This window comes from Vibrio sp. Makdt (assembly GCF_027587015.1).
In the GTDB taxonomy this organism is placed as follows: domain Bacteria; phylum Pseudomonadota; class Gammaproteobacteria; order Enterobacterales; family Vibrionaceae; genus Vibrio; species Vibrio chagasii_B.
This window is the reverse complement of the sequence record NZ_JAPPTH010000010.1, coordinates 135,542-154,640: the sequence shown is the minus strand read 5'-3', so window position 1 is coordinate 154,640 and position 19,099 is coordinate 135,542. Positions and strand designations below refer to the sequence as shown.

Annotated in this window: 20 protein-coding genes; 10 read left to right on the top strand and 10 right to left on the bottom strand. The window is 44.0% G+C overall.

The annotated features are described in order from the left end of the window. Nucleotide 1: 1 nt before the first annotated feature. Entirely contained in the window at nucleotides 2-352 is a 351-nt protein-coding gene (locus OH460_RS14325) for a hypothetical protein (protein WP_269998177.1), read from the bottom strand. 290 nt (nucleotides 353-642) lie between these two features. On the opposite strand from OH460_RS14325, the gene OH460_RS14320 reads away from it, so the two are divergent. Beyond that, nucleotides 643-1,539: a cation diffusion facilitator family transporter gene (locus tag OH460_RS14320; RefSeq protein ID WP_061031165.1), complete on the top strand. Its 897-nt coding sequence runs from the start codon at nucleotides 643-645 to the stop codon at nucleotides 1,537-1,539. A gap of 34 nt (nucleotides 1,540-1,573) precedes the next feature. On the opposite strand, the gene yddG is transcribed toward OH460_RS14320, so the two are convergent. Together yddG and yjjG are read right to left on the bottom strand one after the other, a co-directional pair. Continuing rightward, nucleotides 1,574-2,503 (bottom strand): aromatic amino acid DMT transporter YddG, encoded by a 930-nt coding sequence (yddG, locus tag OH460_RS14315; RefSeq protein WP_269998071.1) that lies wholly within the window; start codon nucleotides 2,501-2,503, stop codon nucleotides 1,574-1,576. A gap of 164 nt (nucleotides 2,504-2,667) precedes the next feature. Then, nucleotides 2,668-3,342 carry a pyrimidine 5'-nucleotidase gene (gene yjjG / locus OH460_RS14310; RefSeq protein ID WP_269998068.1) on the bottom strand — a complete coding sequence of 225 codons (675 nt, stop codon included), beginning with the start codon at nucleotides 3,340-3,342 and terminating at the stop codon, nucleotides 2,668-2,670. A gap of 140 nt (nucleotides 3,343-3,482) precedes the next feature. Between yjjG and OH460_RS14305 the strand changes: the two genes are divergently transcribed. From OH460_RS14305 to OH460_RS14295, 3 genes are all read left to right on the top strand, one after another. After that, a complete protein-coding gene (locus OH460_RS14305; RefSeq protein WP_269998185.1) occupies nucleotides 3,483-3,734 on the top strand; it encodes a hypothetical protein in 252 nt (83 codons plus the stop codon). A gap of 238 nt (nucleotides 3,735-3,972) precedes the next feature. Further along, entirely contained in the window at nucleotides 3,973-5,121 is a 1,149-nt protein-coding gene (gene yiaY, locus OH460_RS14300) for an L-threonine dehydrogenase (protein ID WP_269998066.1), read from the top strand. Nucleotides 5,122-5,316: 195 nt separating this feature from the next. Continuing rightward, nucleotides 5,317-6,240, top strand: coding sequence for a hypothetical protein (locus OH460_RS14295; RefSeq protein WP_269998064.1), 924 nt, complete (start codon nucleotides 5,317-5,319; stop codon nucleotides 6,238-6,240). A gap of 121 nt (nucleotides 6,241-6,361) precedes the next feature. Here OH460_RS14295 and OH460_RS14290 read toward each other — a convergent pair whose 3' ends face one another. Beyond that, nucleotides 6,362-6,796 (bottom strand): YccF domain-containing protein, encoded by a 435-nt coding sequence (locus OH460_RS14290; RefSeq protein WP_004740303.1) that lies wholly within the window; start codon nucleotides 6,794-6,796, stop codon nucleotides 6,362-6,364. A 234-nt stretch (nucleotides 6,797-7,030) separates the two neighbouring features. On the opposite strand from OH460_RS14290, the gene OH460_RS14285 reads away from it, so the two are divergent. Then, complete coding sequence (locus tag OH460_RS14285) at nucleotides 7,031-7,156, top strand: hypothetical protein (RefSeq protein WP_269998060.1); 126 nt, start codon at nucleotides 7,031-7,033, stop codon at nucleotides 7,154-7,156. A 99-nt stretch (nucleotides 7,157-7,255) separates the two neighbouring features. Here the strand turns inward: OH460_RS14285 and OH460_RS14280 are convergent, their stop codons facing one another. After that, on the bottom strand, nucleotides 7,256-8,332 hold the full coding sequence (locus tag OH460_RS14280) for a threonine aldolase family protein (RefSeq protein ID WP_269998058.1): 1,077 nt from the start codon (nucleotides 8,330-8,332) through the stop codon (nucleotides 7,256-7,258). A gap of 313 nt (nucleotides 8,333-8,645) precedes the next feature. Between OH460_RS14280 and OH460_RS14275 the strand changes: the two genes are divergently transcribed. The 3 genes from OH460_RS14275 (at nucleotide 8,646) to OH460_RS14265 (ending at nucleotide 12,928) form a co-directional block, all read left to right on the top strand. Beyond that, nucleotides 8,646-9,260 carry an NAD(P)H-dependent oxidoreductase gene (locus OH460_RS14275; protein WP_269998056.1) on the top strand — a complete coding sequence of 205 codons (615 nt, stop codon included), beginning with the start codon at nucleotides 8,646-8,648 and terminating at the stop codon, nucleotides 9,258-9,260. Nucleotides 9,261-9,263: 3 nt separating this feature from the next. Then, nucleotides 9,264-11,189: a monovalent cation:proton antiporter-2 (CPA2) family protein gene (locus OH460_RS14270; RefSeq protein ID WP_269998054.1), complete on the top strand. Its 1,926-nt coding sequence runs from the start codon at nucleotides 9,264-9,266 to the stop codon at nucleotides 11,187-11,189. A gap of 515 nt (nucleotides 11,190-11,704) precedes the next feature. Continuing rightward, entirely contained in the window at nucleotides 11,705-12,928 is a 1,224-nt protein-coding gene (locus OH460_RS14265; protein WP_061031173.1) for a DUF819 family protein, read from the top strand. Between the two features lie 78 nt (nucleotides 12,929-13,006). Here OH460_RS14265 and OH460_RS14260 read toward each other — a convergent pair whose 3' ends face one another. Beyond that, nucleotides 13,007-13,252, bottom strand: a complete 246-nt coding sequence (locus tag OH460_RS14260) for a hypothetical protein (RefSeq protein ID WP_061031174.1) — start codon at nucleotides 13,250-13,252, stop codon at nucleotides 13,007-13,009. 286 nt (nucleotides 13,253-13,538) lie between these two features. Between OH460_RS14260 and OH460_RS14255 the strand changes: the two genes are divergently transcribed. Further along, nucleotides 13,539-13,694 (top strand): hypothetical protein, encoded by a 156-nt coding sequence (locus OH460_RS14255; RefSeq protein WP_244268232.1) that lies wholly within the window; start codon nucleotides 13,539-13,541, stop codon nucleotides 13,692-13,694. A gap of 47 nt (nucleotides 13,695-13,741) precedes the next feature. On the opposite strand, the gene OH460_RS14250 is transcribed toward OH460_RS14255, so the two are convergent. The 3 genes from OH460_RS14250 to OH460_RS14240 all read right to left on the bottom strand — a co-directional run bounded on the left by OH460_RS14250 (nucleotide 13,742) and on the right by OH460_RS14240 (nucleotide 17,096). Further along, nucleotides 13,742-14,587, bottom strand: coding sequence for a hypothetical protein (locus OH460_RS14250; RefSeq protein WP_333482709.1), 846 nt, complete (start codon nucleotides 14,585-14,587; stop codon nucleotides 13,742-13,744). A 173-nt stretch (nucleotides 14,588-14,760) separates the two neighbouring features. Next, nucleotides 14,761-15,792, bottom strand: a complete 1,032-nt coding sequence (gene tdh / locus OH460_RS14245) for an L-threonine 3-dehydrogenase (RefSeq protein ID WP_061031177.1) — start codon at nucleotides 15,790-15,792, stop codon at nucleotides 14,761-14,763. Nucleotides 15,793-15,902: 110 nt separating this feature from the next. After that, nucleotides 15,903-17,096: a glycine C-acetyltransferase gene (locus OH460_RS14240; protein WP_061031178.1), complete on the bottom strand. Its 1,194-nt coding sequence runs from the start codon at nucleotides 17,094-17,096 to the stop codon at nucleotides 15,903-15,905. Nucleotides 17,097-17,476: 380 nt separating this feature from the next. Here OH460_RS14240 and OH460_RS14235 point away from each other — a divergent pair, with 380 nt between their 5' ends. Then, nucleotides 17,477-18,208 carry an EAL domain-containing protein gene (locus OH460_RS14235; RefSeq protein WP_105058834.1) on the top strand — a complete coding sequence of 244 codons (732 nt, stop codon included), beginning with the start codon at nucleotides 17,477-17,479 and terminating at the stop codon, nucleotides 18,206-18,208. Nucleotides 18,209-18,233: 25 nt separating this feature from the next. Here the strand turns inward: OH460_RS14235 and OH460_RS14230 are convergent, their stop codons facing one another. Continuing rightward, nucleotides 18,234-19,046, bottom strand: coding sequence for a helix-turn-helix domain-containing protein (locus OH460_RS14230; protein ID WP_239962102.1), 813 nt, complete (start codon nucleotides 19,044-19,046; stop codon nucleotides 18,234-18,236). Nucleotides 19,047-19,099 lie beyond the last annotated feature (53 nt).

Here is a 19,099-nt window from a genome sequence, read left to right as displayed (position 1 = left end):
GTTAGAAGACCATCACGTGGTCAACTAAATAGCGTCCGTCTTCTTCAACTAGCACCATTTCAGCAACGAATTCGCCTTTGGCAATGGTGTATGCCTGCTTCCATATAAAAGCAACTGAATCAGAACGCCTAAACACCGCAACAGGTTCGCGATCTGCAAAAAAGCCGTTGCTGTGTTGATAATGATGACACACCTTTTCTAAATACTCAGGTGTCACTATGTCCTTCATTCGTTGAGTAAAGTCGCGACAATGTTGGGCATGATCAATATTGGTTGAGCCCTCCATCAAATTATCCATAATAGGGTTAGCGATTGCCCACAAATCGCTATCGCTAATATCATCAAACTTCATCGTCATCCTTTCTTTCCCACTGTTCCAAGCGCTAATGCCCTTCACCGCGCTATAAAACACCGCTTAATGATGTGTTTTATTAATGATAAGCGATCTTGATTCAGTTGCACACTAGTCCACGAAAACAGTCATCGTCAATTTTACTGACACCTGAAAATTAACATAAGCAACTGAATTAAAATGAATAATATAAAAAACCATGTTCTGTAACATAAACATCATCAGATAAAGTTTGAAAATCTCGCTCAATATTAGAACAATGAAATTATCAAAAACATCTGGAAAATATTATGTGTGACAGGAAAAGCCAAAACGAAAATCGAGTTCTATTGTTCTCAGCCCTTTTAGCATCAGGCTTCGCTATTGGCGGATTGGTGTTGGGTCTTCTCGTTGGCTCTCTGGTCATAGTATTTGACGGTGTCTACTCTCTTATCAGCTTACTGTTAACTTTATTGTCACTAGCTGCCTCAAAATACATTAATCGCCCTTCAGATCGTGAATTCCCGTTCGGTCGTGCAATCATTGAGCCCATAGTCATCACGATTAAAGCCGCTGTCATTTTACTTGTGGTTGGTTATTCACTCTATTCAGCTATTGGCGCTTTGATGACAGGCGGTCGTGAAGTTGATGCTTCAATCGCAACTCTGTTTGGTATTTTTAACGTATTGGGCTGTGGTTACGCATGGTGGTACATTGCTAAGAAAAGTAAGAGCATTTCATCTGGCTTGATTCAAGCTGAGTCTAAGCAGTGGCAAATGGATACACTATTGAGTGTCGCGGTAACAGCAGGTTTCGTCGTGGCTTGGTCAATGACATTCTCGCCGTTCGCAGAATACGCTGTGTATGCCGACCCAATGATGATGTTGCTGATGTCTTTCTACTTCATTAAAGTACCGTTCGATATGCTAAGAGAAGCTATGCGTGAGCTACTAATGATGTCGGCAAACAAAGAAATTTGTGACGCGGTAGATAAGAACGTTGTCGCGGTAGACAAAGAAGCAGAACAAGATTTGGAGCTAATCGGTGTGACTAAGGTTGGTCCTGAGCTAAGAATCAACGTTGATATTCATACCAACGACCAACAAGCGATTGCGGTCGATGATATTGAACGTACGCGCCGCCAACTAAAGCGACGCCTGTCTAAGATGCCATATGAGCTTCAACTGAACCTCAACATCGCGAGCTAATTCTCACCCAGCAATCGGTAGATAAACGCAATTGCTATTGAGATTGAATTTCTTCAGAAGCCGACGCCTTAACCGTCGGCTTTTTTTCTCTTGTAACCCACCAGCAAGCCAGCGACCCAATCGTCACCATACATACCCCCTGCCAAAACGTGATGGTCAGCGTTAAGCCTAAGATCATAGAAGAGAGTAAGGTTGCAAAGATTGGCGTGAAGTAAGACATAGTAGCAAGAAAAACCATGTTGCCACCCAATATCGCGGTATTCCAAAGCGCGTAGCCCGCGCCCATGCACACGCCAGCTAAAGCCAAATCAATCGCGGCACTGCTCGTCATCACCATACCGGTTTCGCTGCTTAGTGCGTATTTGATCCATAAGGTGATCGCTGTAGCAATAAAGAACAACACAATCGCATTCTGCCCTTTCGCGACTTTCTGTGTGTAATTACAGTAAACCGCCCAAATAATCGCGCCGAAGAACGCCATCGAATAGGTTTTAGGGTTAGTCGCGATATTTGCCGCAATCTGTTCAACAGAGAGGCTTTGGTCGCCACTGATGCTCCAAGCCACTCCAAAGAAAGCCAAAAAGATACTTGGATACACCAGCCAATTTATCTTTTTATCGCTGAGTAATACCGCAAACAATACCGTCAGTGCAGGCCAAAGGTAGTTGATAACCGCCATTTCTAAGGCTTGGTGTCGGTTATTTGCCATGCCTAAGGCCAAGGCCAGAAAAATCTCGTAGCAGACAAACAGCGCGCCACCAATCAACAAATAAGACTTTGAGAAGCGCTTCAGCTTAGGTAACCCCATCACGCAAACCAAAAACAATGAACTCACTGTATAAAGGCTGGCTGCGCCACCAATTGGACCTAATTGCTCTGACACGCTACGAGACAACGCAATTAAGCAGCTCCAAAGTAAAATGGCAGCAATGCCGTAGCAGCTATGGCGATGAGATTTCAGCACGCTTATTCCTTCTATTTGTTATGAGTGGTTATCGTGGCAGCTTAAAGCATAAATACGTTTGAGTACCACAATCGAAAAGTGAAACCTGTAGAAATTAAGTCGCCGAGCACAGAATTGTACTCGGCTATTAGTAATCAACGAATAAAGCTAAAGTCGGTGAGTCGTTACGCTAGCAGAAGTGCTTGCAGCTCAGCTAGAGACTTAACTTGGTAATGAGGGTTAATACCTTCTGGCGTTGCCTTCTCCTGGCTGTTTAACCAACAGGTCTCGATACCAAAATCTAAACCACCTAAAATGTCTGAGTGTGGGTTATCTCCCACCATCAAAATGCGCTGCTTTGCTGGTAAGCCAACAAGCTTGTGTGCATGTTCAAAGATCTCAGCATCTGGTTTAGCAACGCCGACTTCTTCAGAAATGATCACATGTTCGAAGTAATCGGTCATGCCAGTGCGCTCTAAACGGATCGATTGCAGCTCAGTGAAGCCATTAGTAATAATGCCCATGTTCACTTTGCCTTGTAACGATTCCATTAGCTCTTTGGCACCCGGTAGCAAAGAACAGATGTCCGCCATTGCTGTTAGGAATGCGCTGTTTAATTCTGCAGTTGTTGTTTCTAACTTTTCTGCCCAGCTTTCGAAGCGTGTGTGCTTCAGTTGATCAGCCGTAATTCGGCCATCTTGATAGTCTACCCATAGTGGTAGGTTAACTTCTTGATAAACGGAATAATCCTGCTCGCTAAAATCCACACCAAAACGTGAGAACATTAGCTTCATTCCGTGAAAAGCGTCAAAGTGGAACAAGGTTTCATCCGCATCAAAGAATATCCAATCGTACTTCATTATCTGTCCTATTATTCGCGCTATCGAGTCGAATTTATATTTTGTTCTTTCCTAACCTCAACGGTTAAGTGTGCATTCTACTACCATTTTTGTGAGCCTGAATATAGTTCTAAGAATTTATAGAAAACAAGCAACAAGTCATGATGTATCGCAAATTTTGCCACATATTAAACCAATACCATAAAGGAAATACACGAAATGTACCGGGAGGTACTATGAAGCACTTCTTACCGTCATCCGTCATGCTCACTCCATTCCTGGTCAAATACTACGATGAAGAGCCTCAAGAGGCGTCAGATTCACCTGGGAAAAAGGAAAGCCAGGTCGAATGTACTGTCAACCCAGATCAAGAATCGACACAAGAAGAACATGAGCCAGCGTTGACTGAATAGCCTTATTTTCATTGGTTATAAAGCATCATACCGGTCTTAGAACGATCAATTATTCACCATCCATAACTGGCAATATACACATCAGAAAACCATAAAAACGATTGCTATATGAGCCCTATCACAACCAACAACCAGAAAGTGGTAGTTCGGAATCAAAGTTGTTCCAGATCAATGGTCGACCAGTTGTTTGCCGACAACATAAAGGCAATTAAAAATCATAATTAACCGGAGTTTTCCAATGTCTAGTGCATTTTACATCCCTACAATCAACTTCATGGGTACTGGCTGTTTAAAGGATGCTGCTGATAGCATTCAGTCTCAAGGCTTTAAAAAAGGTCTTATCGTAACCGATAAAATCCTAAACCAAATTGGCGTGGTTAAGCAGGTTCAGGACCTTCTTGGCGAACGCGGTGTGGATGCTGTGGTATTCGACGGCACTCAACCAAACCCAACCATCACAAACGTAAATGATGGTCTTGAATTACTGACTGACAACGACTGTGATTTCGTTATTTCTCTAGGTGGCGGTTCTCCACACGACTGCGCAAAAGGTATCGCTTTAGTTGCTTCTAACGGCGGCAAGATTGCAGATTACGAAGGTGTCGACCAATCTGAAAAACCGATGATGCCGCTTATCGCTATCAACACGACTGCGGGCACCGCTTCAGAAATGACACGTTTCTGCATCATTACAGATGAAGAGCGCCACATTAAGATGGCTATCGTTGATAAGCACACAACACCGCTTATTTCAGTAAACGATCCTGAACTAATGCTTGCTAAGCCTGCATCACTGACTGCTGCAACAGGTATGGATGCGCTAACACACGCAATCGAAGCTTACGTTTCTATCGCAGCGACACCAATAACAGACGCTGTAGCGATTAAAGCAATTGAACTTGTACAAGCTCACCTAAGAACAGCAGTAGCGCACGGCGAAGACATTGAAGCACGTGAGCAAATGGCTTACGCACAGTTCATGGCGGGTATGGCGTTCAACAACGCGTCACTAGGTTATGTTCACGCGATGGCGCACCAACTGGGTGGTTTCTACGACCTTCCACACGGTGTATGTAACGCTATCTTGCTACCACACGTTCAACGCTACAACGCGCAAGTTTGTCCTGAGCGTCTACGTGATGTTGCAAAAGCAATGGGCGTTAACGTTGAAGGTATGTCACCAGAGCAAGGTGCAGAAGCTGCGATCGAAGCGATTGTTCAACTAGCAAATGACGTGAACATCCCAACAGGTATCGCGGAACTTGGTGCGAAGCTAGAAGATATCCCTACTCTGTCTGACAACGCATTGAAAGACGCATGTGGTTTTACTAACCCTAAACAAGCGACCCACGAAGAAATCTCTGCGATTTTCGAAGCGGCAATGTAATCTGCCATTAAGTCACTTATAAACTTATCGACAAACGGGCTCACCTACTGAGCCCGTTTTCTTTACCTACCATATGCTATTCAAGTCTCTGTTTTAAATAGCCACTGATCCAGATAAATCTCTTTAAAAGTCGCATTGTCGTAACTGCTTAGTTATAGTCAAACTATTGATACATAGAATGACAAACAGGTTCCATTGAGTCGTTGGATAGTTAGCTCCTCATTATTAGCATCGCTCGTTTCCCACTCTGCCTTCGCGGAGGAACAGGATGAGTGTCACAGCCAACCGTTAGAAGACACGCGCGTCGAAAAAGCTTACCACTACCTAAACAGCAAGTTTTGTCAGCCCGCAATATGGTTCGATAACTTCTTTGTGGATGACCGTATTACCGAAGACGCCAGAGCAGGAACCTCTGTACGTTGGTATAATGATTTCATCTATTCTGAGGGCGGTGACGTAGATTACTCCACCAAACTAAACGCACGCTTACATTTACCCTTTGTCAGTAAAAGGCTTAAGCTAATCTACGAGTCTGTTGGTGATGAAGAATTCTTAGACTTCTTCCCACAAGATTCTGAAGAGTTAGAGAATGCACTTGGCCTTCGTTATGACGCCTATGCCAAGGGTTACAGTAGTTTCAATATCAAAGTGACATTGCGCCCAAGAATAGAGGCTCGCTATCGTTTTACCTACCCGCTCACCACAGATGCAGTGATTCGGCTAACCCAACGTGTGTATCAAGAGAAGAAAGAGACGGGAGAGATCACTGATATCGATTTTGATCTCTCTTTGAGTGACGATTTCTTAGCGCGTTGGTCTAACTTTGCTGGCTATAACGATGACCTCAAAGGCTGGGAGTATGGTACGGGCATTACCTTGTACCATTACCTTTCTCAAGATCAAGCTCTGCAATACAGCGCCACGATAACCGCGACCAGCGAGCCATATAACCACTACGAATACTCGCAAGTGTCGGTTACCTATCGAGAAAACATTTGGAAAGAGTGGCTATTTTACGAGATTACTCCACGCTATCAGTGGGAGCGTGAGCCTTACGAGAAGCAAACGGAAGAAGCGAATATCACGCTTCGAATTGAAGTCTTGTTCAACAACGTATAGCGCCAGATAAGCTTGATAAGACAAACCAAGAACCGCAAACCAAGAGCCAAGAGCCAAGAGCCAAGAAAAAGCACATCAAATGATGTGCTTTTTGGTTTCAGATAAAGGTTAAACTAAATTCTTAACCTTTGTAATTTCTCACTCGTGCCGCTTCTGCTTCGCGTTTATCAACCACCGTTTTACCGATTGGCGCCAGTGAGATAACCGCTAGCTTAAGGTGCTGAATCGCAAACGGAATACCGATGATGGTAATGAAACATGCCACCGCTGACATGATATGACCAATCGCAAGCCAAATACCTGCAAACAAGAACCAAATGATGTTACCAATCATACCTAACGGACTGGTACCAATATCCATTTCATTGGTAAGCTCATCACGAGAAATCGCTTCTTGACCAAATGGAAAGAACGAGAAGTTACCCATAACAAAACACGCTCTGCCCCACGGAATACCAACGATGGTAAGGAATGCAAGCAGCCCAAAGAACCACCACGCCAATCCCATAAATACGCCACCGAACAGAAACCAAATGATGTTACCTATTGTTTTCATTCTGTATTCTCCAACTCTTTGAATGCTGTTTAATTACTATGCCAAATAAGGCTGTGCTTCTTTCAATAAGTTCATTATTGTTGAGCCTTTATGAACCGTTTATGAATCAACGCGATTTTCTGTGTTTGATGCACACCACGAAATACCAAATCCGCATAGGGCAGTGCTAATTTATTTGATACCATTCAGTTCTAACCCAAGCGCAGACTCAACAACGAATTTAAGGCCGAATCTATGAACAATACAGAGCAACCTAAAAAGAAAATGAAAAACTGGGTGCCTATCGTCTTCTTCGGAGTTCTTAGCACCGTTCCAGTATTAATGTTCCTAGTCGACGTGTACATCAACCAATATATGTAACACACCCTCTATTGTCCCGACTTAAATGAATACAGGTAAACACACCTGTATTCATCCTAGTTAGCACTCCTCACTACATTCAGTCCAGCCGTTCGGTAATCAAATCAGTGCTTCGCTAATGAGGTCCAAGATATCGATCAACTCGTGATCCGGCAGGTTTAATAAGTTATCCCCCACATACCACTCAATCTTGCATTGATTCGGTAACTCACAGATAGCTGGGTTTCCTATCCATACCTTATGCTTACTAGCGATATTGTCTCTTAAAGCAACCCCATCTTCGTAACTTGCCGGCAAATAAAGATGTAGCATGTTCGCTTGCGGTTGTTGTGGGTTCACTTTGAATTGAGGGTAATCTAACAAGATTTGGTAGATCTGTTTCGTGCGTTCATACAAAGCGGGCATCTGCGCTAGTCGTTGATCAAACTGCATAGCTGCCGATACAACATAAGGTGTACGGTGATACACATTACCGCCTTGTCGTTTCATCCAAGCTGACGCCTTCGCAACAAACGCTTTATCACCCAACAACAGTGAGCCACCAAGTCCATTTAGCCCTTTGTATAGCGAGACATAAGCACTATCAAAGCCCTTTGCGATTTCGCTGTAAGGTTTTTGATAATATGCACCACACTCCCACAAGCGCGCGCCATCCATATGCAGATGAATGGATTGTTCGTTGCAATACTGCTTAATCGCTTCGAGCTCTTCCCACTCGGGTAGCTGACCACCTATCTCTCGCATCGGTAACTCATAAAGCGCTGCTGCGATTTCATCTGGCCACGCTTTCAAGTCATCGACATTCCAAGTGCGAAACACATTGCCCACTGGCAACACATTAAAGCGGTTCTGGAGCTGGTACCCTTGGCGCTCATGACGCAGGATATGACTCGATTCATGCATCGCAACCAGCGGGTTTCTTTTCTCCTGGCAGGCGATCTCTAGTGCCGTTGGTTGATTCATAGTGCCAGTGATAACAAATACAGCCGCTTCATATCCAAGCAGCTCTGCAACTTTGGCTTCAAAGCCTTCGATGAACTCACCATCACCGTAAGTATCGTGATGTATGTTGTGCTCTTCACACCATTCAGCCATCTGAGCAAATGTTTGGGCCGGAGTCGGATCTAAGTGACCTGAAAGAAACAAATTACACTGTTGACGCAAGTCCATGCTCATACTTTTTCCTTTATTCATTGTTGTTCTATGTAGAGAGATTGAATTATTTACGTTCGCTACCAACGTTGACATAAAATACGCTTATTCGCTTTTATTATTCACGAATAATTAGTTTTACTTAGTCGTAGGGTGAAGGTAAGAAAAACACCTAAATCAGAGCGTGTTTTATATAATTAAGCACTCGATAACCCTATGTATCTAAATAGATTAAATAGATAAGTAAGGGCTAATTCGTTGTTCTTCAATCATTCTTCTATTATTGTATATCTATAATTCCAATAAGCATTATTCGTTAACGGACAAAGAGGGCTTTATGTCGAAAAATCGAGTCTTGGTGCTATTCGCCCACCCTTCTCAGCATCGCTCTGAAGCAAACAAACCCTTATTCGAACAAGCCAAGTGTATTGATGGCGTGACCTGTGTTGATCTCTACGCTGAATATCCGACTTTCAAAATTAACATCGATCGTGAACAGAAACGCCTGTTGGACCATGACATCATCATTTTCCAATTCCCACTTTATTGGTATTCAACTCCGGCAATTCTGAAAGAGTGGCAAGACCTTGTTCTTGAGTATGGTTTTGCCTACGGCACGGATGGCAATGAATTAGAAGGTAAGAAGTTCCTTTGCAGTATTACTGCGGGGGGCAAAGAGGATGCCTACCAAACTGACGGCTACAATCATTTTACCATTCGTGAGCTACTCCACCCTCTTGAACAAACCGCTGCTTTGTGTGGTATGGAATATTTAGCACCTTATGCGCTATTTGGCTCGCGAACCGCCTTGGAGGAGAGCCGCATCACCGGGCATGTTGAGCGCTATAAATTTTTGTTGGAGTCGCTAGTCGCGGGCAATATTGACTATAAAAAAGCAAAGAATGCCGCGAAGTTAAACCACTACCTCGACGAAATCATCAACAAGGACTAAAGAATGACTGGATATTTTTTACAAGCCTTTATCTACTTAGTCGCCGCCGTGATCGCGGTGCCGATAGCTAAGCGTCTTGGCTTAGGCTCAGTACTGGGATATTTAATCGCAGGTGTGGTTATCGGACCTATCATCGGCCTTGTCGGTGAAGAAACCACCACCATTCAACACTTTGCCGAATTCGGCGTGGTAATGATGCTGTTCTTGGTTGGCCTTGAGCTCGAACCTAAGATGCTATGGGCAATGAGAAACCGCTTGATGGGGCTTGGTGGCCTACAAGTAGGAGGTACAGCAGCGATTGTAATGGGCATTGCTCTAGCCTTTGGCCAACCTTGGACTATCGCTCTCACTATCGGCTTAATCTTTGCGTTGTCATCGACCGCGATTGTACTTCAAACATTCAACGAGAAAGGCTTGTCTAAGACTGAAGGCGGTAAGAATGCCTTTTCGGTTCTATTATTCCAAGATATTGCCGTTATTCCGATGCTGGCATTCATTCCTCTGTTGGCGTTGCCAGAATTAATCGAAGCTGCACAAAGCGCGGTCACTTCAGCTTCTGACCACCATGAAGAGTTAAGTCTGGTTGCTGGTCTACCTGGTTGGGCTTATGGACTTGTGATTACCGCATCTATCGCGATTGTGGTTGTTGGCGGGCACTTCTTAAGCCGTCCACTCTTCCGCTTCGTCGCAAGCTCTGGCCTGCGTGAGATCTTCACGGCAACGGCACTGATGCTGGTTATTGGTATTGCTGCACTGATGAGCCTTGTCGACTTATCGCCTGCACTAGGCACTTTCCTTGCGGGTGTTGTACTGGCGAACAGTGAATTCAGACACGAACTGGAATCGAACATCGACCCGTTCAAAGGGCTGCTGCTTGGCCTGTTCTTTATTACGGTAGGTGCGGGAATCAACTTCGATGTTCTATTCAATGATTTCATCCTAATCATAGGGCTAACTCTGGGTGTCATGTTACTAAAAGCAGCTGTGCTTTTTACCTTGGCATTGATTTTCAAAATCAAGAACAGCGATCGTTGGCTATTTACACTGAGCTTGGCGCAAGCCGGTGAGTTTGGATTCGTACTATTAAGCTTCTCGGCGCAAAACCACGTATTGCCGGCTGACATTGTTCAAACGCTATCACTAGTGGTCGCTCTTTCAATGTTCCTAACTCCGGGCCTGTTTATTTTGTTTGATAAGGTGATTCTGCCTCGTTACGAGCAAAAATCGAATGACCGTGAAGAGGACACTATCGAAGAGAAAGGCACAGTAATCATTGCGGGTATCGGGCGATTCGGTCAGATCGTTAACCGCTTATTGGTATCGAACGATGTCAAAACGGTGGTTCTAGACCATCAGGCTAACCAAGTCGACGTGTTGCGCTCTATTAATATCAAATCTTACTTTGGTGATGCGACTCGTCACGACCTATTGCACACTGCGGGTATCGAAGAAGCAGCAATGCTTGTTGTTGCCATCGATAATCAAGACTCTAGCGTAGAGTTGGTCAAGTACGTTAAGCACTCCTACCCTAACGTAAAAATCTTGGCTCGTGCGTTCGACCGTGGTCATAGTTACCGCTTAAGAGAAGCTGGTGCTGATTTCGTGGAATCAGAAACCTACCACTCAGCACTAGAAATGGGCGCACAAGCCCTACGCTCGTTGGGTCACCATCCATTCTTCGTAGAACAGCAGAAATCGACCTATCAACGTGTTGAAAGCCGTAAGTCTGAAAAACTATTCAAAGCTTGGTCGGAAGCTGAAGACAACCCAAGGTACGACAATAACTATCGACAGATATTTATTCACCTTGAAGAAGCGATGAAAGAAGACATGAAGAAAGACCGATCCGATAAGCATTCTCGCTCAGAGCGTGGTTGGACACCGCCTCCAAAAGGTTATGCAGACGGTTTTGAGGAAGAGGAATCATAGACTTCGATTCTCAATCCCAATTAAAAGCGGCTATTTAGCCGCTTTTTCTTTATCTATGGCCCCTAAATACCGCAAACAAGTGCCATTTATTGATACCTAAGCGGATAATAATCGCAATTAATGTGATCAAGTTATAATTTTTAATCTCACCCCTCTCTTCAAAAACGAATTCACTTTTTACATTTTTGAAACATACCCACCCTGCATAAACCCCATTTAAAATGTGGCTTTATATGCACTTCCTTTAACTATACTGAACTCAGCTAAAATTCCAACAACCAGTTTCAGGGCGTTGAACACCATTGCATATATCAAAGCCGACCTTACTAACCTTTGCGAAAGCATTCACACAGCAAATATCTGAAGCGTCCAATTCACAAATCAAAGCCAATCTAATTAACACAAATGTTTCAAAGGATGTCTATCGTTACAATTTGTAACGAATTAAAGTTGTCGGTATAGTCCTGCCATCAAAAAAGTGAGACCTATGCGCTCACCTTAAAGGAGATATAATAATGATCACTAATGATGCCGTAATTATGGGCATGTTAGCTGTTATTCTTGGCGGTGTATTTATCACGGAAAGTAGCCAAAACAGCGCACTGAAAAAATTCTATTCATTCATTCCAGGCCTATTGCTCTGCTACTTTGTTCCTTCATTGTTGAACAGCTTTGGTATCATCGATGCGTCAAACTCAAAACTTTACTTCGTGGCAAGCCGCTACCTACTACCAGGCGCACTGGTTCTACTGATCATTTCAGCAGACCTTCGTAAGATCTTTGGTCTTGGCTCAAAAGCCGTCATCATGTTCCTAACCGGTACCGCTGGTATTATCATTGGTGGTCCTCTGGCGATTCTAATTATCGACCAAGTAAACCCTGATCTTGTCTCTGGTGACGTATGGCGCGGCCTAACGACAGTAGCTGGCTCTTGGATCGGTGGTGGTGCAAACCAAGCTGCGATGAAAGAAGTATTCGAGGTAAATGACAAACTGTTCTCAGCAATGATTACGGTTGACGTTATCTGTGCAAACATCTGGATGGCAGTACTACTGATCATGGCTGGCCGTCAGAAGAAAATTGACGCATGGCTAAAAGCAGACACTTCTTCAATCGAAGAACTGAAAGAGACAGTATCTAAATACCAAGAAGAAAACGCTCGCCCGACAACAACAACCGACCTCATGAAGATCGCTGCGATTGCTTTTGGTCTAACAGGCCTTGCTCACTTCTTCAGTGACTTAATCGCACCATGGATCTCAACGAATGCTCCAGAACTAGCAAAATACAGCCTAACATCTGGCTTCTTCTGGCTAATCGTTATGGTTACAACATTCGCGTTGATCGCTTCGTGCTTCAAATCGACACGTAGCCTAGAGCACAGTGGCGCATCGAAGATTGGTTCAGCGTTCATCTATATCCTAGTTGCTACCATCGGTATGCAAATGGACATTACCGCTATCTTTGATAACCCAGGTTACTTCTTCATTGGTATCACATGGTTAACTATCCATGCCCTACTCATGATTGCGATGGCGAAAATCATTCGTGCACCGCTGTTCTTCATGGCAGTAGGTAGCCAAGCTAACGTTGGTGGCGCGGCATCAGCTCCGGTGGTTGCAGCAGCATTCCACCCAGCATTAGCTCCAGTAGGTATCTTGATGGCGGTACTAGGTTACGCATTAGGCACATACGGCGCTTACATCTGTGGCCTAATCATGCAGGCTGCTGCAGGTTAATTGAGCTCACCTTAGCTCAAACTATCCATTAAACATCAAAGTCCGATATTGGTACGCCAATATCGGACTTTTTTATGTCTACAGGTTAGTCATGATGTAGTGAAAACAAGGAATTAAGATCATCTGTAGCCCCAAGAATGCCAGCAGATACTGAAGAGTTTCATTTTTGGACTTCTCAATCTTTTTGTTCACATACGACTGAGATACCGGGTCGATTTCATTAATTGAATCTTTAAATGCTTTGGCAAGTAACACCGCCCTCTTCTCTGGAACGCCTGCCTTAATCAATGTGTTGGATAATTTTCTAACGTCTACTCGTACCATTTTAAACACCAATAATTAGATTAAGTGCTTGAAATCTATCATAGAGAATAGATCGTATCTCACTTCAAAATGAATCGTGTGTTTTAAGTTTATTCTTAGTTTCAAACCTCTTTCGGTTTTGTTTTCATTAGCTTTTCTGTAGGAAGATTTAGACCTAATTCCATCCTATTGATACTAAAACAACCATCGTTCAGGCTAGCTAAACACCTGTTAGGAAATCATTGATTTATACGAACACATCTATCCAGTTATATTGCTTATCAAAGTGATTAACAAGGTGATGACGATGGGCGAACTCGATAGATACTGCGAACAAATCAACCTAGAACTGACAGAGCAAGATGTTGCTCGCCTTGGTTGGAACAAGCCTATGTTTAGCAAGTGGATTGCTACGCTCTCAGCTATGTCTTTATTAGCTTTGTGGCTAACTTATTGGTTTTAGTGAGAAGGCCAAACGACGACCGTACAGCCTCTATCTCTTAAACCCTACTAATCGAACAAAGATGCTAACTTGTTTTCAACGACTGGGCTAACGTTAAAGCTCAACATGAAGTCCGGGCGAGTCTTCTCATCTTTTTCAATATAGTAATTAGCTTCAATACCAAACTTCCAAGGACGACCGTTGAACACCGTTGTTTTACTTACGCTAATATTCAACGGAATTTCAGCCTGCTCTTTGTTCCAGTCATAGGAAAGTGTCGGCGCTGAGCCTACCGTCCATCCTCCCTCCAACAACTCTACCCAAAACAACTGCGTAGATGTCTTGTTGATGCGTGTATCAGAGTGATCCGCGCCATTGCCAGATACACCATAAAGGTGGCTTGGGAACACACCTACCACGCGATCGGCGCTTACTTTGCCGTACATAAACTCAGGGCCAACAGCAAACTGATCCGCCGTGAGTTCACTACTTCCGGTTGGTAACGAAGCAAACACACCAAAAGCGGCAATGGTCCCGCCTTCCATCTTCGGCGCATAAGCTAGGTCAAAGGAAATATCACTAACCCCCGACTGATCCATATGTTGGGAGCTTGTCGGCGTATTCACATTGAAATCATTCTGAACATAAGAGATAGCCGGGCGGAAAATGATTTTGTCACCGTTCTCCATAGGGAAAGGTAGCGTAGGCTGCAGAACCGTAGCAAAACTGTCCCCTCCTCCGTCATATCCGCCAGAGTATTGAAGTTTTAAGTTCAGGCTCGCGTAAGCCGTGTTCGGGTTTGCAAGTTCCTTTGCTGCCTGCTCTGCTGTTTGATTACTTTCTTCATTAGCAATCGCGACAGTAGACGTTAATAATAATCCACTCATTATTACAGCAAGTGATTTACAAGCCATTAAGCCCTCTCTAAATATAAACGCTGTGTATTTACGCGTATTTTAAAGATTGCCGATATTCAAAATAGCCATTAGGCGACATGGGAATTTGTTCGCCCTCTAGAAACAAAAATGCCCCAAATTTCTTTGGGGCATTTTCATTGCGGAACTAGCTAAGGGTCTCCCCTATCTGCTTATTCCCAATCAAGGATTACTTTGCCAGACATACCAGAGCGCATCATGTCGAAGCCTGCTTGGAAGTCGTCTACTTTGTAGTGGTGAGTAATGATTGGAGACAGATCTAGGCCAGACTGGATTAGTGAAGCCATCTTGTACCAAGTTTCAAACATCTCACGACCGTAGATACCTTTGATAACCAAGCCTTTGAAGATTACTTGGTTCCAGTCTACTGCCATGTCTGATGGTGGAATACCTAGTAGAGAGATCTTACCGCCGTGGTTCATGTTAGTCAGCATGCTGTTGAACGCAGATGGTACACCAGACATTTCAAGGCCTACATCGAAGCCTTCAGTCATGCCTAGATCAGCCATTACATCTTCCAGCTTCTCTTCCATCACGTTTACTGCGCGCGTTACGCCCATTTTCTTAGCAAGGTCTAAGCGGTATTCGTTTACGTCAGTGATAACGACGTGACGAGCACCAACGTGCTTAGCAACAGCAGCAGCCATGATACCGATTGGGCCAGCACCAGTGATTAGCACGTCTTCGCCTACTAGGTCGAAAGAAAGCGCTGTGTGTACTGCGTTACCGAACGGGTCGAAGATAGATGCTAGATCGTCAGAAATCTCTGCTGGGATCTTAAATGCGTTGAACGCAGGGATCACAAGGTATTCAGAGAATGCACCAGTGCGGTTAACGCCAACACCAGTAGTGTTACGACAAAGGTGAGTACGGCCGCCACGACAGTTACGACAGTGACCACATGTGATGTGACCTTCGCCAGATACACGATCGCCGATTTCAAAACCACGAACTTCTTGGCCGATGCCAACAACTTCACCTACGTATTCGTGACCTACAACCATAGGCACTGGGATTGTGTTTTGTGACCACTCATCCCAGTTGTAGATGTGTACGTCTGTACCACAGATTGCGGTTTTCTTAATACGGATAAGAAGATCATTATGACCCATTTCAGGTTTTTCAACCTCGGTCATCCAAATGCCTTCTTCAGGCTTAAGTTTAGAAAGTGCTTTAATTTTCATAATGTTACCTAGTTCATCTCGCCTAACTGTAAGGCGAGAATCAAAAATCTATATGTTCGACTGGGTGGTGTTCTATCTAATTAAAGGATGCTCGTGGCACCCCTTTAAAATTAGATGATGCCCATGTCTTTACCAACTTGGATGAACGCATCGATTGCGCGGTCTAGTTGCTCACGAGAGTGTGCTGCAGACATTTGCGTACGGATACGAGCTTGACCTTTTGGTACTACAGGGAAAGAGAAACCTACAACGTAGATACCTTTCTCTAGAGCGCGCTCTGCGAATTCAGCCGCTACTTTTGCATCGCCAAGCATAATTGGGATGATTGCGTGATCAGCACCGCCCATAGTGAAGCCCGCTTCTTCCATGCGAGTACGGAAGTGAGCAGAGTTTTCCCATAGTTGAGTACGTAGGTCACCAGACTCAGCTAGAAGATCTAGAACACGGATAGACGCGGATACGATTGCAGGTGCAACAGAGTTAGAGAATAGGTATGGACGAGAACGCTGACGTAGCCAGTCGATCACTTCTTTCTTACCAGACGTGTAACCGCCTGAAGCGCCACCCATTGCTTTACCTAGCGTACCAGTGATGATGTCGATGCGGTCAACGACGTTATGGAACTCGTGAGTACCAGCGCCGTTTTCACCCATGAAGCCCACAGCGTGAGAATCATCAACCATTACTAGTGCATCGTATTTGTCAGCAAGGTCACAGATAGCAGGAAGGTTAGCTACAACGCCGTCCATTGAGAATACGCCGTCAGTTACGATTAGCGTGTGGCGAGCGCCAGCTTCTTTAGCTGCGATAAGTTGCTGCTCTAGCTCTTCCATGTTGTTGTTCGCGTAACGGAAGCGCATCGCTTTACATAGACGAACGCCATCGATGATTGAAGCGTGGTTTAGCGCGTCAGAGATGATTGCGTCTTCTTTGCCTAGAATCGTTTCGAATAGGCCAGCGTTAGCATCAAAACAAGATGTGTATAGGATTGTGTCTTCTTTACCTAGGAACGTAGACAGCTTTTGCTCTAGTTCTTTGTGAGAATCTTGAGTACCACAGATGAAACGAACTGAAGCCATACCAAAACCGTGCTGATCCATACCACCTTTTGCAGCTTCGATAAGCTCAGGGTGGTTCGCAAGACCTAAGTAGTTGTTTGCACAGAAGTTTAGTACTTCTTCACCAGTCGAGATAGAAACCGCTGCTTTTTGAGCAGAAGTAATAATGCGCTCAGACTTGTAAAGACCTTCTTCTTTAACTTCTTCGATTTGATTTTGAATCTGTTGGTAAAATGCAGAAGACATTGTCTCATTCCTTCCTAGTTATTATTCAGCAGCATCGCGCGCCGCATTATGTAGGGATATAAACGATCCTAAAACGATCATTTACACTGTAAAACTAATCTCTATATTCTAGTTGAACATCCCCTTTTCGATTATCCCTCCAGTTGGAAAAACATTAATGAATCTGAGGCACGAATAATAGTTCATCCCAGTGACACAGGGCACATTAACGTCCTTATCTTGTTCTTTTTTAACGCCATGTTCACCGAAAATTCGACCTAATTTCGCTTTCATATCAAATCTCAATTTTTAATCTCAAAACGATATAGTGGTGAATTACTGTTTCTCTCAGAATGTGCGGCCGTTACACAAATGCCCAAGATAAGATGAGAAACAAGCCCATGACACTATCCGACCACATCATTCAAGAAGCCTTCGAAAACGACTGGCACACCTGCTTTTATCAACCAAAAGTAGAATCGAGTGCAGAGAAAGTAACAGGCGTAGAAGCACTGTTTCGTCTGAATATTCCCGAAGAAGGTGTCTTTTCACCCGGTGTGTTCATTGATCGTGCGTTCGCGCTAGGTTACGAAGAAGAGATCTTCTTTAGTGTTCTTGAGCAATCTTTAACTGAAGTGAAGTCGCTATCAGCACACTTGAACTTGGCCGTTAATATCAGCAAGAAAGTACTAGCGAACCCAGACAACGTAGAAAAAGTACGTGAACTACTTTGGAATACCTCGTTCAAAGCAAAACAGTTAACGTTCGAACTCAGTGAAGCCGATCAATGGGATGAAGAGCTCTGCGAACAGATTAAACGCTATAAAGCGCTTGGTATTAAAATCTCTATCGATGATTTCGGTGTGGGTTACTCAGACATGAATAAAGTGATGAACCTTGATGTCGATGAAGTGAAATTTGATAAGTCGATTGTAAATAGCCAAGACAGTTCTCGCTCTGAACTAATCCAGCAAACTTTGGCTTACTGTAAGGCGTCTGGAATTAAAACCGTAGCGGAAGGTGTTGAAGATGTAGATACACATCAACGTGTCCACCAGCTTGGCTTCGATCGCTGTCAGGGTTTCCTATACTCGAAGCCACTTCCGTTGACGGATCTTAGACTGGTCATGTAATGACTCTGCTCTACTAAGGAGTGGGCTAGCTTAAAACAAACTCAACGCTTTTTTTCTTCTGTTTTAGGTCATGGTAACGGATGTACTTGAAATAGATATCGTGCTTGTTTTGGATATTCTGAGAAAAGGGATTTTTCACCACTTTTTTAATATCAGCTTTAAAGAAAGGCATGCCAAGCTTGCTCATGTATGGCTCTAAATAGAGATCATAAAGAAACTGGCACATAGCTGGATCAAGAGTAGGAAAACAGAATTCAGTATCAGCTAAGTTGTCGGCCATGTAATCAAAGATCTTACGACGAATAACAATACTCACGGCCCCTACACTGCACAGCATCTTGCTGACACCGTCGTACACCACATGCCCAATGATGACGCCCTCATAAAGAAAACACAGCACCTGCATCTCTTCTCTCTTCACACCCAAATGACTCGCGACTTCGATAAAATCTCTGCCGTAAGTTTTTTGATGCATTCCTTGAATCGACTTAAGCCTTTTTACAGGAAGTGAGCAAAGGCTATGTGATTCGACACTGGTCACCTCGTAATCGTAACCAATATCAACACTGAACGGGCGCTCAGCGTTCTTGGTTGCTGCTTTCACTTGCACCATTTCTTCAACAGAGAAGTCATAATCAACCTGGAAGAAGCTCGCAATACCCAGACGACGAACAAAACTGGGCAGTGTCTTCGCCCTTTCCCACTGGCTCACCATCACCTGATTGACACCAGAAAATGCTCGGTGAGAATGAGAAAGTAGCTCAGCAAACTCTTCCTGAGATAAAGCTTTCTCTTCACGCAGATACTTTAACTTTTGTGCAAAATTCGATTTATCCATAACTCACATTGCCTTAGTTATTATCAGTCGCTTAACACCCAAGGCTCATCTCG

Coding starts and splice junctions, on each gene's coding strand:
- OH460_RS14325 (WP_269998177.1), bottom strand. CDS start 352: ATGAAGTTTGATGATATTAGCGATAGCGATTTGTGGGCAATCGCTAAC.
- OH460_RS14320 (WP_061031165.1), top strand. CDS start 643: ATGTGTGACAGGAAAAGCCAAAACGAAAATCGAGTTCTATTGTTCTCA.
- yjjG (WP_269998068.1), bottom strand. CDS start 3,342: ATGAAGTACGATTGGATATTCTTTGATGCGGATGAAACCTTGTTCCAC.
- OH460_RS14305 (WP_269998185.1), top strand. CDS start 3,483: ATGATGTATCGCAAATTTTGCCACATATTAAACCAATACCATAAAGGA.
- yiaY (WP_269998066.1), top strand. CDS start 3,973: ATGTCTAGTGCATTTTACATCCCTACAATCAACTTCATGGGTACTGGC.
- OH460_RS14290 (WP_004740303.1), bottom strand. CDS start 6,796: ATGAAAACAATAGGTAACATCATTTGGTTTCTGTTCGGTGGCGTATTT.
- OH460_RS14285 (WP_269998060.1), top strand. CDS start 7,031: ATGAACAATACAGAGCAACCTAAAAAGAAAATGAAAAACTGGGTGCCT.
- OH460_RS14280 (WP_269998058.1), bottom strand. CDS start 8,332: ATGAGCATGGACTTGCGTCAACAGTGTAATTTGTTTCTTTCAGGTCAC.
- OH460_RS14275 (WP_269998056.1), top strand. CDS start 8,646: ATGTCGAAAAATCGAGTCTTGGTGCTATTCGCCCACCCTTCTCAGCAT.
- OH460_RS14270 (WP_269998054.1), top strand. CDS start 9,264: ATGACTGGATATTTTTTACAAGCCTTTATCTACTTAGTCGCCGCCGTG.
- OH460_RS14265 (WP_061031173.1), top strand. CDS start 11,705: ATGATCACTAATGATGCCGTAATTATGGGCATGTTAGCTGTTATTCTT.
- OH460_RS14260 (WP_061031174.1), bottom strand. CDS start 13,252: ATGGTACGAGTAGACGTTAGAAAATTATCCAACACATTGATTAAGGCA.
- OH460_RS14255 (WP_244268232.1), top strand. CDS start 13,539: ATGGGCGAACTCGATAGATACTGCGAACAAATCAACCTAGAACTGACA.
- OH460_RS14250 (WP_333482709.1), bottom strand. CDS start 14,587: ATGGCTTGTAAATCACTTGCTGTAATAATGAGTGGATTATTATTAACG.
- tdh (WP_061031177.1), bottom strand. CDS start 15,792: ATGAAAATTAAAGCACTTTCTAAACTTAAGCCTGAAGAAGGCATTTGG.
- OH460_RS14240 (WP_061031178.1), bottom strand. CDS start 17,096: ATGTCTTCTGCATTTTACCAACAGATTCAAAATCAAATCGAAGAAGTT.
- OH460_RS14235 (WP_105058834.1), top strand. CDS start 17,477: ATGACACTATCCGACCACATCATTCAAGAAGCCTTCGAAAACGACTGG.
- OH460_RS14230 (WP_239962102.1), bottom strand. CDS start 19,046: ATGGATAAATCGAATTTTGCACAAAAGTTAAAGTATCTGCGTGAAGAG.